Source organism: Amycolatopsis sp. SB7-3, from assembly GCF_041021335.1.
In the GTDB taxonomy this organism is placed as follows: domain Bacteria; phylum Actinomycetota; class Actinomycetes; order Mycobacteriales; family Pseudonocardiaceae; genus Amycolatopsis; species Amycolatopsis japonica.
In genome coordinates, this window is sequence record NZ_JBFPJQ010000004.1 from 456,375 (window position 1) to 469,893 (window position 13,519).

Annotated in this window: 12 protein-coding genes; 5 read left to right on the top strand and 7 right to left on the bottom strand. The window is 68.9% G+C overall.

Translation table 11 applies throughout. The annotated features are described in order from the left end of the window. Positions 1 to 4: 4 nt before the first annotated feature. From AB8M46_RS29705 to AB8M46_RS29715, 3 genes are all read right to left on the bottom strand, one after another. Positions 5 to 679, bottom strand: a complete 675-nt coding sequence (locus AB8M46_RS29705; RefSeq protein WP_394362433.1) for a phosphonatase-like hydrolase — start codon at positions 677 to 679, stop codon at positions 5 to 7. After that, on the bottom strand, positions 673 to 1,785 hold the full coding sequence (locus AB8M46_RS29710) for a TIGR03364 family FAD-dependent oxidoreductase (protein ID WP_394362352.1): 1,113 nt from the start codon (positions 1,783 to 1,785) through the stop codon (positions 673 to 675). The genes AB8M46_RS29705 and AB8M46_RS29710 overlap by 7 nt, the downstream gene beginning before the upstream one ends. Before the next feature lie 182 nt (positions 1,786 to 1,967). Continuing rightward, on the bottom strand, positions 1,968 to 2,744 hold the full coding sequence (locus AB8M46_RS29715) for a GntR family transcriptional regulator (RefSeq protein WP_394362353.1): 777 nt from the start codon (positions 2,742 to 2,744) through the stop codon (positions 1,968 to 1,970). Positions 2,745 to 3,071: 327 nt separating this feature from the next. On the opposite strand from AB8M46_RS29715, the gene AB8M46_RS29720 reads away from it, so the two are divergent. Then, on the top strand, positions 3,072 to 3,878 hold the full coding sequence (locus AB8M46_RS29720) for a trypsin-like serine protease (protein WP_081975939.1): 807 nt from the start codon (positions 3,072 to 3,074) through the stop codon (positions 3,876 to 3,878). Between the two features lie 83 nt (positions 3,879 to 3,961). Here the strand turns inward: AB8M46_RS29720 and AB8M46_RS29725 are convergent, their stop codons facing one another. Both AB8M46_RS29725 and AB8M46_RS29730 read right to left on the bottom strand, forming a co-directional pair. Next, entirely contained in the window at positions 3,962 to 5,068 is a 1,107-nt protein-coding gene (locus AB8M46_RS29725) for a nitronate monooxygenase family protein (protein ID WP_037343648.1), read from the bottom strand. An 8-nt stretch (positions 5,069 to 5,076) separates the two neighbouring features. Continuing rightward, positions 5,077 to 6,693 carry an acyl-CoA synthetase gene (locus AB8M46_RS29730; protein ID WP_199755162.1) on the bottom strand — a complete coding sequence of 539 codons (1,617 nt, stop codon included), beginning with the start codon at positions 6,691 to 6,693 and terminating at the stop codon, positions 5,077 to 5,079. A 73-nt stretch (positions 6,694 to 6,766) separates the two neighbouring features. Between AB8M46_RS29730 and AB8M46_RS29735 the strand changes: the two genes are divergently transcribed. Beyond that, complete coding sequence (locus tag AB8M46_RS29735) at positions 6,767 to 7,555, top strand: crotonase/enoyl-CoA hydratase family protein (protein WP_394362434.1); 789 nt, start codon at positions 6,767 to 6,769, stop codon at positions 7,553 to 7,555. Positions 7,556 to 7,623: 68 nt separating this feature from the next. On the opposite strand, the gene AB8M46_RS29740 is transcribed toward AB8M46_RS29735, so the two are convergent. Then, positions 7,624 to 9,183, bottom strand: coding sequence for an acyl-CoA synthetase (locus AB8M46_RS29740; RefSeq protein WP_394362354.1), 1,560 nt, complete (start codon positions 9,181 to 9,183; stop codon positions 7,624 to 7,626). Positions 9,184 to 9,236: 53 nt separating this feature from the next. Between AB8M46_RS29740 and AB8M46_RS29745 the strand changes: the two genes are divergently transcribed. The 3 genes from AB8M46_RS29745 to AB8M46_RS29755 are packed head-to-tail and all read left to right on the top strand — an operon-like array spanning position 9,237 to position 12,486. Continuing rightward, the gene (locus tag AB8M46_RS29745; protein ID WP_394362355.1) at positions 9,237 to 10,265 is read left to right on the top strand and encodes a Zn-ribbon domain-containing OB-fold protein; all 1,029 of its coding nucleotides are present in this window, start codon (positions 9,237 to 9,239) and stop codon (positions 10,263 to 10,265) included. Positions 10,266 to 10,273: 8 nt separating this feature from the next. After that, a complete protein-coding gene (locus tag AB8M46_RS29750) occupies positions 10,274 to 11,329 on the top strand; it encodes a thiolase domain-containing protein (RefSeq protein ID WP_394362356.1) in 1,056 nt (351 codons plus the stop codon). Next, positions 11,326 to 12,486: a thiolase domain-containing protein gene (locus tag AB8M46_RS29755; protein ID WP_378413943.1), complete on the top strand. Its 1,161-nt coding sequence runs from the start codon at positions 11,326 to 11,328 to the stop codon at positions 12,484 to 12,486. The genes AB8M46_RS29750 and AB8M46_RS29755 overlap by 4 nt, the downstream gene beginning before the upstream one ends. On the opposite strand, the gene AB8M46_RS29760 is transcribed toward AB8M46_RS29755, so the two are convergent. After that, positions 12,483 to 13,505, bottom strand: a complete 1,023-nt coding sequence (locus tag AB8M46_RS29760; protein WP_125736513.1) for a YhjD/YihY/BrkB family envelope integrity protein — start codon at positions 13,503 to 13,505, stop codon at positions 12,483 to 12,485. The two genes, AB8M46_RS29755 and AB8M46_RS29760, sit on opposite strands and share 4 nt — an antisense overlap. Positions 13,506 to 13,519: the final 14 nt, after the last annotated feature.

A 13,519-nucleotide genomic window follows, 5' to 3' on the forward strand; every position in this document is an offset into this window, starting at 1 on the left:
CCTTTTAGGACAGCAGGGTGGGGAGGTCGCGGACGGATTCGAGGACGTGGGTGGCGCCGGCGGCTTCGAGTTCCGGCTTCTTCGCCGATCCGGTGAGCACACCGGCGACGAGCGAGGCGCCGGACCGCAGCCCGGTCTGGACGTCCGACGGGGTGTCACCGGCGACGGCGATCCGGCGGACATCGGTGACTTCGAGCCGCAGCGCGGCGGCGAGAACGAGATCGGGGAACGGGCGGCCGCGTACTCCGTCGCCCGGCGCCAGCACGGCGTCGGCGAGGCCGTGCCAGCCCAGCGCGTCGAGGATCGCGTTCTGCGTGTCCGGCGCGAAGCCGGTGGTGAGCGCGACCTTCACGCCGTGGGCACGCAGTTCCTGGATCGTCTGCTCGGCGCCGGGGATCGGCTCGCAGTGGCCGTCGGCGACGAGTTTCCCGTAGGCGTCCTGGAAGGCGGTGTTCGCGCGCTGGGCGAGTTCTTCGTCCCCGTCGAGCAGGGCGCGGAAGACGACGATCTTGGACTGTCCCATCGTTTCGACGACGTAGTCGAGCATGCCGGGGAAGAGGCTGTCCTCTTCGGACACTCCGGCGGCGGCGATCGCGGCGGTGAAGGCGCGGATCACCAGGCCGTCGTCGGCGACGGTGGTGCCCGCCATGTCCAGGACGACGAGTTCGGTGTTCACCAGGACAGCTCCTCTGCGGTGTCTTCGGCGATGGCGGGGGAACAGGTCATGCCGCGGCCGCCCGGCCCGGTGACGAGCCACGCGTTGTCCGCGACGCGGGCGCGGTGCACGATCCGGGCGGTGTCGGTGGTCTGGGCGTAGACCCCGGCCCAGCGGCGGGTGATCCGCGGCAGCGGCCGGCCGAGCAGCGCCCCGGCGACCTCGGCGAGATGGTCGTACGGCGCTTCAGTGGTGTCGAAGGAGAACGGTTCGTCGTACTCGTGGGTGTCGCCGATGGTCAGCGAGCCGTCGAGGCGCTGGACCATGAGCAGCTGCATCTTGGCGGCCGCGGCGATCTCGCCCTGCGGCTGGCCCGCGTTGAGGCCGTCGAGCGCCTCGCCGCGGTACGCCGGGTAGTAGCGGAAGCTGTCCGCGTCGGCGACCGTGGTGGTGAGGGTTTCCCCGAGCGGCTCGGTCTGGGCCATCTGCAGCCGCACGCGGCGGACCGGCGTCGTCCCGGCGAGCTCCTTGACCAGGCCGCCGGTCCAGGCGCCGGTGCACAGCACCACGACGTCGCCCTCGTGGGTCTCGCCCGTGTCGTCGACGACGCCGCGATCGGTCAGGTCGCGGATCTCGCGGCCGGGCACCCAGGTGTAGCGGCCGCTCTTCGCGAGCTCGGCGCGGAGGGCGGGCTGGGCGACGCGCGGTTCGACGGCGGCGTCGCGGTCGCACCAGAGCGCGCCGAGGAATTCGCCGCGCAGGGCCGGGTTCAGTTCGCGGGTCTCGGCGGCGTCGAGCAGTTTGAAGCCGCGGTCTTCGACTGTGTCGGCGGCCGCCCGCGCGACGGCGAGTTCGGCCTCGGTGCGGACGACGGTGAGCGAGCCGTTCGGCCGGAAGCCGATCCCTTCGACGCGTTCCCCGATGCGCTCCCACAGCACCCGCGCCCTGGCGGCCGTCTCCAGTTCGGGACCGCCGGCGCGGCCGCCGACCCAGACCAGGCCGAAGTTGCGCACGGACGCGCCCCTGGCCTCGGGTTCCCGTTCGATCTGGACGACGTCGTGGCCGCGTTCGACGGCCTGCCAGGCGTGCTGGGTGCCGAGCACTCCGCCGCCGATGATGAGGATTCGCACACCGCAGACGCTCGCCTGCGCGCACCAACGCTCCGTGACCCCCGTCCTAACCCCAGGTGAAGTACCTCCGAAATGTGGACCAGACCTGTTATATTTGCGTTACTTTACCCCGCGTTTCGTCCTCTGGATGCGGTCGTTGAATCCGCAAATATCGCGTTCAGAGGACTGAATGCGGCGGGTGGCTACTCCACGCGGCCCAGTCGGGTCTCGAAGGAGAGCCGGTCGCCGCGGAACAGCGAACGGACACGTTCGAACGGGATCCCGTCGGTGCCCCACGAGGTCCGGTGCATCAACAGCATCGGCAGCGCCGGGTTCGTCCCGATCAGCAGCGCCTCCCGCGGCGTGGCGAGCACGGTCTCGACCCGCTCCTCCGCGCCGTCGAAGACCACCCCCAGCCGTTCCCGCAAACAGGCGTAGAGCGACTGTGTGGGATCGAACACATCCATCAGCGTCGGGAATCGCGCGGCGGTGAGATAGGTCGATTCCAGCCCGACCCGCTCGTCGTCGGCGAGCAGTACCCGTTCGATGTGGATGACGTCGTCTTCGGGATCGATTTCCAGTTCCGAAGCCAGCGACGGACCCGCCTCGCGGCGTTCCAAAGAGATCAAATTCCGGCCCGGCTGAATGCCCTGCCTCCTGAGTCCTTCCGTGTAACTCACCAAGGCGAGCGGCTGGACGAGCTTGGGGCCCGCGACGTACGTGCCGCTCCCCTGACGCCTGCTCAGCCGCCCTTCCAGGACGAGTTCGCCGACGGCCTGGCGGACCGTCGCACGGGAAACCTCGAACCTTTCGGACAGTTCCCTTTCGGTGGGAAGTACCGCTCCTTGGCCTAATTCGGAGATCACGTCGAGCAGATCGACTTTGACCGCGTAATAGCGGGGAATGCGGCCGTGCTCGGGAATTCCGTCCCGGACCGGGCCGTCGGCGGGGGGATGCAGTCTAGGCGAACGCGCTTTCACGATCCAGATCCTAGGCCCGATTCCCCATGCCTGTACTGACCCGAACGAAGTGTTCATGCCACGCTCACACTCGTGGCCGAAAGGGCACCTCTCCGAGGTCGTTCAGCCTTCCGGCGGTTCCGGCGATCGCCGGCCTGGGAGTAGAGGCGTTGGGCGCTCCGGCCTACGCCATTCGTCGGCGACCAGGACCGGACGTCCGTTAATCACCACCATCGGCCGAAAGATCCGAAGAAAGTTGGTTGTCCCCGTGTGTGCCCACCTGCTGTAGTCAGTTGGCCGCAGTCAGTCTCCCTGCCTCCACTGTGGACAGCCGGAAGGAATGAACCCTTGAACATCAAGCGTCGGTTCAGCCTGCTCAAAAAGACCCTGATCGCCGTCGCGGCGGCCGGAACCCTGGCGGGCCTCGCCACGGCTCCGCAAGCCGCCGCCGCGCAGCCGCCGTCCACCGACGTGGTCGGTGGGACCCGGGCCGCTCAGGGCGAATTCCCTTGGATGGTCAGGCTTTCCATGGGTTGCGGCGGTGCGCTCTACACCCCGCAGATCGTGCTGACGGCCGCACACTGTGTGTCGCGGACCGGGGCCAACACGGGTATCACCGCCACCCTCGGCGTGGTGGACCTGCAGAGCACGGCGGCCAAGAAGGTCAAGTCGACCTACGTGTACCGGTCGCCGACCTACCCCACCTCCACCGGTGGTGACTGGGCGCTGATCAAGCTCGCCAGCCCGGTCAGCGGCATCCCGACGCTGCCGATCACCACCACGACCGCCTACAACAGCGGCACCTTCACCGTCGCCGGCTGGGGTGCCGCGACCGAGGGTGGCGCGCAGCAGCGGTACCTGCTCAAGGCCACCGTCCCGTTCGTCTCCGACTCGACCTGCAAGGCGCAGGGCGGCAGCTACGCCGACCTGATCGACAGCGCCGAGATCTGCGCGGGCAACATCAACTCGGGCGGCGTCGACACCTGCCAGGGTGACTCGGGCGGCCCGATGTTCCGTCGCGACAGCGCCGGGGCCTGGATCCAGGTCGGCATCGTCAGCTGGGGCGAAGGCTGCGCGCGGGCGCACGCTCCCGGCGTCTACACCGAGGTGAGCACCTTCGCGACCGCGATCAAGAACGCGGCCGCCGGGTTGTAGTTCCACCGCACGGCATGCCATGAACGGTCCGTTACTTGCGAATTCCGCAAGTAACGGACCTTTCATCGCGTTCTGAGGGGATCTCAGCGGGTCTTGTCCAAACGCGACAGTGTTTCTTCGTACCCCGAAACGAGTTCCGCGATCACGTCGGCGACCGGGCGCACCCGGTCCATCCGCCCGACGATCTGCCCCACCGGCATCGAGACCACACTCGGATCCGCCGCGTGGTGGATCCGGTTGTGCGCGTGGGAGACCAACAGGTTCTGCAACGGCATCGGCAACGGCTCGGGCGCGTCGGGCGCGGCCCACGCCTCGGTCCACCGGGTCTTGAGCAGCCGCGCCGGTTTGCCGGTGTAGATCCGCGTGCGGACGGTGTCGGACGACCCCGCCGCGACCAGTGCCCGCTGCATCGCCTCGGACTCCCCCATGGTCTGGAGGTATTCCTCGGTGGCGAGCCAGAAGGAGCCCATCCAGACCCCGGACGCGCCCAGCGCGAGCGCGGCCGCGACCTGCCTGCCCGAGCCGATCCCGCCCGCGGCGAGCACCGGGACCCGGTCGCCGACGGCGTCGACCACCTCGGGCAGCAGGACCATCGACGCGATCTCGCCGGTATGCCCGCCCGCCTCATAGCCTTGTGCCACAACGATGTCGACGCCGTTGTCGACGTGCCGGACAGCGTGCTCGGCCTTGCCCGCCAACGCCGCGACCGGCACGCCCTTCGCGTGACACTGCTCGATGACGTCCACCGGCGGTGAGCCCAAGGCGTTGGCGATCAACCGGATCGGGTGTTTCAGCGCGACCTCGACATGGGACCGGGCGACCGAATGCAGCCAGCCCAGCACACCGGCGCGTTCGTCGGTGTCGTCCGGAAGCGGCGGCACCGCGAGGTCGCGCAGCGTCCGCTCCACGAAGTCGCGGTGCTCCTGCGGGATGTGCTTCGCGAGATCGATCGACGTCCCTTCGGCCGGGATCTTCGCCGGCATCACGATGTCGACGCCGTACGGCTTCCCGCCGGTGTTCTCGTCCATCCAGGACAGGACGGCGTCGAGTTCGGCCGCGTCGTTGAACCGCACGCAGCCCAGCACGCCGAGCCCGCCCGCCCGGCTGATCGCCGCGGCCACATGCTCGGACGGGGTGAACCCGACGATCGGCAGGTCGATCCCGAGCCGGTCGCACAGAGACGTCCGCATGAAACTCCTTACGCCGGTTGGATGGTGACGGGCTCGTGCTCGGAGGCGTAGCGCTGGGCCCAGGGATAGTCCGGCTTCCCGCTGGGCGAACGCCCGATCTCCTCCGCGAGCCAGAGACTGCGCGGCACCTTGTACCCGGCGATCTCGGTCCGTACGTGCGCTTCGAGCGCGGCGACGTCGAGTTCCTTGCCGGAGCGCGGCTGGACCACCGCGGCCACCCGCTGGCCGAGCCGGTCGTCGGGGATACCGATGACGAGTGCGTCGAAAACGTCCGGATGCGATTTGAGCGCACCCTCGACCTCTTCCGGGTACACCTTCTCGCCGCCGGTGTTCACGCATTGCGACCCCCGGCCGAGCAGGGTCACCGTCAGGTCTTCCTCGTAGCGCGCGTAGTCACCCGGGACGACGTACCGCTTGCCGTCGATCTCGACGAAGATCTTCTCGGTCTTCGCGGGATCCTTGTAGTACCCGAGCGGGACGTGCCCGCGCCGGGCGATCAGGCCGATCGCGCCCGGTTTCGGCTCGACCAGCGCGCCGTCGTCGTCCACGAGGATCGCGTCCTTGCCGAAGTTGACCCGGGGCCCGGCGGAATGATCGCTGTCCTTGCTGACCATGCCGATACCGGTGAACCCGCTTTCGGACGAGCCGATCGCGTCGGTGATCACCACATGCGGGAGCAGCGACAGGAATTCCTGCTTCACCGACTGGGAGAACAGGGCGGCGTGACTCGACACCGCCACGATCGACGACGCGTCGTAGTCACCCTCGCGATAGGCGTCGATCAACGGCCGCGCCATCGCGTCGCCGACGATGGTGAGCACCTGGACCTTGTTGTCCTGCACGGCTTTCCAGACGTCGTGCGCGTCGAACCGCGGGACGAACACGACCGGGCTGCCGGTGAACAGCGCGCCGAACGCGGCCCATTGCGCGGCGCCGTGGATCAGCGGCGCGGCCGGGAGCCGGACCAGGCTGCCCGACTTGCCCTGTTCGGCGAGCGTCCACTCGTCCGGGACGTACTCGCCGGTGACGAAGTTGATGCCGCCGCCCAGCGCCCGCCAGATGTCCTCGTGACGCCACAGGACGCCCTTGGGATAGCCGGTGGTGCCGCCGGTGTAGAGGATGTAGATGTCGTCGGCGCTGCGTTCGGCGAAGTCCCGCTCGGGCGAACCTTCGGCGAGAGCGGCTTCGTAGTCCACGCCGCCGTAGGACGAGTAGTCGCCGTCGCTTCCGTCGTCGACGACGACAACGTGTTTCAGTTTCGGCGTTTCCGGCAGGACGGCGGCCACCTTGTCCGAATACCCGCGTTCGTGGACCAGCGCCACGAGGTCGGCGTTGTCGAACAGGTACCGCAGTTCGCCGTGGACGTAACGGTAGTTGACGTTGACCGCGATCGCGCGCAGCTTGTACGCGGCGATCATCGATTCCAGGGCCTCGATCGAGTTCCGGGAATAGACACCGATGTGGGATCCGGGTCCCACGCCGTGTGCGGCGAGGTGGTGCGCCAGCCGGTTGGCGCGCTCTTCCAATTCGGCGAAGGTGACCCGCCGATCGCCGCAGACGACCGCGATGCGCTCCGGCACGGCGTCGACGGCGTGCTCGAGTAGATCCGCGATGTTGAGTGCCACTTCTTCAAAGTAGAACATGTTATCGTTCTGGGCAATGGCCGCTCTTCGGGAGGCTGAAACTTTGAAAAATGTGGTGAACGAACCTCACGCGCTGGTGGAAAAGATCGGACACACCCTCGTGGTCACGATGAACCGACCGGAGGCCCGCAACGCGCTCAGCGGCGAGATGCTCGGGATCATGGTCGAGGCGTGGAACCGGGTCGACGAAGACGACGACGTCCGGTGTTGCGTGCTCACCGGAGCGGGTGGCGCGTTCTGCGCGGGCGCGGATCTGAAGTCGATGTCGAAGAACTCGCCGTCCGATTCGTTCGAGAAGGGCACTTTCGACCCCAGCAAGATCGAGGGACTGCTGAAGGGGCGGCGGCTGACGAAGCCGTTGATCGCGGCCGTCGAAGGACCGGCGATCGCGGGCGGGACCGAGATCCTTCAAGGCACCGACATCCGCGTCGCGGGCGAGAGCGCGAAGTTCGGCGTGTCCGAGGCGCGGTGGAGCCTGTTCCCGATGGGCGGTTCGGCCGTGCGGCTCCCCCGCCAGATCCCGTACACCGTCGCCGCCGACCTGCTGCTGACCGGACGCCACATCACCGCGGCCGAGGCGCTGGAGATCGGCCTGATCGGCCACGTCGTTCCGGACGGCAGGGCATTGGACAAGGCGCTCGAACTCGCCGGCCTCATCTCCGCGAACGGCCCCTTGGCGGTCCGCGCGATCCTCAAGACCATGCGCGACACCGAGGGCATGCACGAAGAAGAGGCCTTCAAACTCGACGCCCAGTACGGCATCGAGGTCTTCGCGAGCGAAGACGCGAAGGAAGGCCCCCGCGCCTTCGCCGAGAAGCGCAAGCCCGTCTTCCGGGGCCGCTGACCCCCGCGTTTCGTCCTCTGGATGCGGTAGTTCGCCGGTGAACTACCGCATCCAGAGGACTAAATGCGTCAGGGGGCGCGGTGGCCCTCCCAGTACGGGTCGCGGAGCTTGCGCTTGTAGAGCTTCCCGTTCGGGTCGCGCGGGAGTTCGGGCAAGTAGTCGACGGAACGCGGGAGCTTGAACTTCGCCAGCCGCGACGCCGCGTACTCGAGGATCTCCGCGGTCAGCTCCTCGGACGGTTCGACCCCGTCCGCGGGCTCGACGACGGCCTTGATCGCCTCGCCCCAGTCCTCGTGCGGGACGCCGAACACCGCGACGTCGGCGATCTTCGGATGCATCACCAGCTCGCCCTCGACCTCCGCCGGGTAGATGTTGACCCCGCCCGAGATGATCAGATCCGCCTTGCGGTCGTGCAGGAAGAGGTAGCCGTCCTCGTCGAGATGCCCGACGTCGCCGAGGGTGAACAGGTCCCCGACCCGCGCCTTGTCCGTCTTGGCCCGATCCTTGTGGTACTCGAACTTCGAGTCGCCCATCTTCATGTACACCGTGCCGGTCTCGCCGGCGGGCAGTTCCGCGCCCTCGTCGTCGAGGATCTTGATCGTCGAACCCGGCCACGGCAGCCCGACCGACCCCGGTTTCTTCAGCCATTCCTCACCGGAGATCGCCGTTCCGCCACCTTCGGTGGCCGCGTAGTACTCGGTGACGACCGGGCCCCACCAGTCGAGCATCCGGCGTTTGACCTCCAGCGGACACGGCGCCGCGCCGTGGATCATCACGCGCAGCGAACTCAGGTCGTAGGCCGCGCGGACGTCGTCCGGCAGGGCGAGCAGGCGGCGGAACTGCGTCGGGACCATGTGGCTGTGCGTGACGCGGTGCCGCTCGATCAGCCGCAGCATGTCCTCGGCGTCCCAGCGGTCCATCAGCACCGCGGTATGGCCCAGCTGCAGGGAAATCGCGACGAAGTTGAGCACGGCCGTGTGATAGAGCGGCGATCCGCACAGATGCACGTGGTCGTCGTGCGGCGCCAGCCCGAAGATCCCGAAGAACCACGTCGACGCGGCAGGCACGGAGTCGGGGTCGGCGCCGGTCAGCGGCCGCCGGACACCCTTGGGCCGCCCCGTGGTCCCCGACGTGTAGAGCATCGGCGAGCCCGCCGTGCGCCGCTCCGGACGGCCGTCGCCCTCGCCGGAACCGAGTTCCTCGATCCGGCGGAAGCCGTCGACGTCGCCGACGGCGAACCGGCCGCGTTCCGGGATCCCGGCCTCGTCGGCGGCGGCGATCGCGACGTCGGCGAACCGTTCGTGCGCGAGGAAGGCCTTGGCACCGCTGTCGGACAGGATGTAGGCGACCTCCGGCGCGACGAGATGCCAGTTGACCACCACGATGTACAGACCGGATTGGATGGCGGCGAAGTACGCCGCCACGAGTTCGTCGCCGTTGGGCTGCAGGACGACGACCACGTCCCCGGCCTCCAGCCCGAGGGCCTGCAGGCCCCGGGCGTACGCGTTCGCTTTCGCGGCGAGGTCCCCGTAGCCGATGGAGCGGCCGTCCGGATCGACGAGCGCGACCCGTTCCGGCTCCTGTGCGGCGATGTTCCAGACCCCAAGTGTCCCGGTGGCAGTCGACATACCCGCGAATCTAGAACGCGTTCCACTCAAGGGCAACCGTCAGCCGAGCCCAGATGGCCGATCTTGCCGAGAAATCGAGAACATGTTTCACTCAGGATGTGAGCGCACCTGAACTCCCGCTGTCGGCCCCGCTCAACGTGGGCTTCGACTACACGCGTTCGGTCGGCCCGGTACTCGGCCGGTTCGTCGACGCCCTGCGCGAACGCCGCGTCGAAGGCGTCCGGGGCAGCGACGGCCGCGTCCACGTACCCCCCTTGGAGTACGACCCCGTGACCGCCGAAGCCCTGTCCGAGTTCGTCCCGGTGGCCTCCGAGGGAGAGATCGTCTCCTGGTCCTGGATCGCCGAACCCGTCGACGGCCAGCCGTTGTCGCGGCCGTTCGCGTGGGCGCTGATCCGGCTCGACGGCGCCGACACCTCGATCCTGCACGCCGTCGACGCGGGCACGCCTTCGAATGTCCACACCGGACAGCGCGTGCGGATCCGCTGGGCCGAGGAGACCGTCGGCCACATCCGGGACATCGCCTACTTCGTCCCCGCCGACGGGCCCGACACCGAACCCACCGAGGCGCCTCCCCCGGTCGCGAAACGCGAAGAGGGCGCGCCGGTCAGCGTGGTGATCACGCCGATCCACCTGCGCTACGAGCATTCCGCGTCGCCCGAGGAAAGCCGGTACCTGCGCGGGCTCGCGGAGGGGAAGCTGATCGGCCAGCGCTGCCCGTCGTGCGAGAAGGTCTACATCCCGCCGCGCGGCGCGTGCCCGACCGACGGCGTGCCGACCACCGACGAGGTCGAACTGCCCGACACCGGCATCGTCACCACGTTCTGCATCGTGAACGTGCCGTTCCTCGGCCAGAAGATCAAACCGCCGTACGTGGCCGCGTACATCCTGCTCGACGGCGCGGACATCGCGTTCCTGCACCTCGTCCTCGGCTGCGACGCCGCCGACGTCCGGATGGGCATGCGGGTGCGCGCCTCCTGGAAACCGCGGGACGAATGGTGGACGTCGCTGGAGAACATCGGCCATTTCGAACCGACCGGCGAACCCGACGCGCCGTACGAATCCTTCGCCCACCATCTGTGAGGACCACCGTGCCAGATGTAGCAGTCGTGGGCTTCGCGCAGGCCCCCAACGTCCGCAGCACCCCGGGCACCACCAACGGCGTGGAAATGCTGGTGCCGATCTTCGCCGAGGTCTTCGAGCGCACCGGTCTGTCCAAAGAGGACATCGGGTTCTGGTGCTCGGGTTCCTCGGACTACCTCGCCGGCCGCGCGTTCTCGTTCATCGCCGCGGTCGACGCCATCGGTGCCTTCCCGCCGATCCACGAGTCGCATGTCGAGATGGACGCCGCGTGGGCGTTGTACGAGGCGTGGCTGAAGATCCGGATGGGCAAGGTCGACACCGCTCTGGTCTACGGCTTCGGCAAGTCGTCCGCCGGACAGTTGCGGCGGGTGCTCGCCCTGCAGATGGATCCCTACGTCGTCGCGCCGTTGTGGCCGGATTCAGTGAGCATCGCCGGGATCCAGGCGCGGCTGGGACTGGAATCCGGGCTGTGGTCGGAAAAGGATCTCGCCGAGGTCGCCGCGCGCAGCCGCGCCGACGCCGCCGGCAATCCCGCCGCGCAGCTCTCCGGAACGGTCGAAGTCGCGGAGCTGCTCGACGCCCCGTACTTCGCGGATCCGTTGCGGGCCCACGACATCGCGCCCATCACCGACGGTGCCGCCGTGCTCGTGCTCGCGTCGGCCGAGCGGGCGGCGGACCTCGTCGACAGCCCGGCGGTGATCACCGGGATCGAGCACCGGGTCGACTCCCCCGCGCTCGGCGTCCGGGACCTCACCAAGTCGCCGTCGACGGCGGCCGCCGGGCGGGCCCTCGACCTCGACGGCGTCGAAGTGGCCGAACTGCACGCGCCGTTCACCCATCAGGAGTTGATCCTGCGTGAGGCACTCGGCCTCGGCGACCAGGTGCGGATCAATCCCTCCGGCGGTGTCCTGACCGGTAATCCGATGTTCTCGGCGGGGCTGGCGCGGATCGGCGAGGCGGCGAACCGCGTCCTCGACGGCAGCGCGCGCAAGACCCTCGCCCACGCGACCAGCGGCCCCGTCCTCCAGCAGAACCTGGTCGCGACCTTGGAGGTCCTCTCGTGAAGCACCTCGCGGCCGTACTGGGAACCGGCCAGACCCACCACAAGGCCAAACGCACCGACGTGTCCATGCCGGGCCTGCTCCGGGAGGCCATCGACCGCGCGATGCTCGACGCGGGGACCGGCTGGGACGACATCGACGCCGTCGTCCTCGGCAAGGCGCCGGATCTGTTCGAGGGCGTGATGATGCCCGAACTGTTCCTCGCCGACTCGCTCGGCGCGACGGGGAAACCGTTGCTGCGCGTGCACACCGCGGGTTCGGTCGGCGGGTCGACCGCGCTCGTGGCGGCGTCGCTGGTGCAGGCGGGCGTGCACCAGCGGGTACTGACCGTGGCGTTCGAGAAGCAGTCCGAATCGAACGCCATGTGGGGTCTGTCGATCCTGCCGCCGTTCCAGATGCCGGTGGGCGCCGGGGCGGGCGGGTACTTCGCGCCGCACGTGCGGTCCTACATCCGGCGATCCGGCGCGCCCGACCATGTCGGGGCGATCGTCGCGGCCAAGGACCGCCGCAACGGCGCGCTGAATCCGTACGCGCATCTGCGGCAGGCCGACATCACCGTGGAGTCGGTGCAGGCGTCGCAGATGCTGTGGGATCCGATCCGCTACGACGAGACGTGCCCGTCCTCGGACGGCGCGTGCGCAATGGTGATCGGCGACGAGGCGTCGGGCGACGCAGTCCCCGGTGGCGCGGCCTGGATCCATGCGACCGCGATGCGCACCGAGCCGACCACGTTCGCCGGACGCGACCAGGTCAATCCCCAGGCGGGCCGGGACGCCGCGGCCGCGTTGTGGCGCGACGCCGGGATCACCGACCCACTGTCCGAAGTGGACGCCGCCGAGATCTACGTGCCGTTCTCGTGGTTCGAGCCGATGTGGCTGGAGAACCTGGGCTTCACCGACGAGGGCCAAGGCTGGAAGCTCACCGAGGCGGGCGAGACCGCGCTCGGCGGGCGGCTGCCGATCAACCCGTCGGGCGGGGTGCTCTCGTCGAACCCGATCGGCGCGTCCGGGATGCTCCGGTTCTCCGAGGCGGCCAAGCAGGTGATGGGCCGGGCCGGGGACTACCAGGTCGACGGCGCGCGGATCGCGCTCGGGCACGCGTACGGCGGCGGTTCGCAGTTCTTCTCGATGTGGGTGGTGGGGTCGGCGAAGCCGAGCTAAGAGCGACGCCGGGGCCGGAGGCGTTGCGCGGCCAGGGTCGCGACCACCCCGGTCACCGCGCCGACCAGTGCCGGCTTGAGCCCATGCCGGTCGGGGGCCGCGACCACCGGCCGGACCACCACGGGAGGCGGCGGCTTCACCGGATCCGGCGGGGCGTCGCGCGCGGTCGCCGTCCAGGCCGTCACGAACACCAGCATCCGCGCCACCAGCGAGATGAAGAAAATGAGACCGATGATGGAACCGAACGCGACCCCGGTCGGCGAGTTCCCGATCAGGCGCAGGTAGATCCCACCGGCCTGCTTCAGCAGTTCGAAGCCCAGCGCCAGCGCGACCGCGCCGCGCATCGCGCTGCGGACCCCGACCGGTTTCCGCGGCAGCCGGGTGAGCACCCAAAGGAACACGAGCCAGTTCGCCAGCAGCGCCAACGGGATCGAGATCGCCGACAGCACGTTGTGGCCCCAGGCGGTGTCGTCGACCCCGGCCAGCCCCAGCAGGTACCGGCCGAGCGCGGAGCCGGAGATGGTGATGGCGAACGAGAGCAGCAGCGCGCTCGCGAGGCCGAGCAGCGCGAGCAGGTCCGCGGCGATCGTACGCAGCAGCGGGAGATCCGACCGGTTCTGGCCCCACAGCGCGGTGAGCGCGTCCCGCAGCGAGTTCATCCAGTTCCAGCCGGAGTACAAGCCGATGATCAGACCGATGATCCCGACGCTGGTGCGCTGCTCGACGAATCCGGTGAGCAGCTCCCCCGCCTTGTCGCCGAGGCCGCCGGGCAGGGTGCCGGTGATCGCGTTCAGCATCGACTCGATCAGCTGCGGCTGGCTCGCCAGCACGAAACCCGCCACCGAAACCGCGACCATGAGGATGGGCACCAGCGAGAACAGGCTGAAATAGGTGATCGACGCGACGTAGTGGTAACCGCCGTACTCGATGTAGCGGTTCACCGCCCGCGCCACGTGGTCCAGCCAGCGGTAGCGGGCGCGCAGCCGCTTCCATTTCGTCGGTGCCTTCTTCTCCCTCACACGCCAATGTCTAC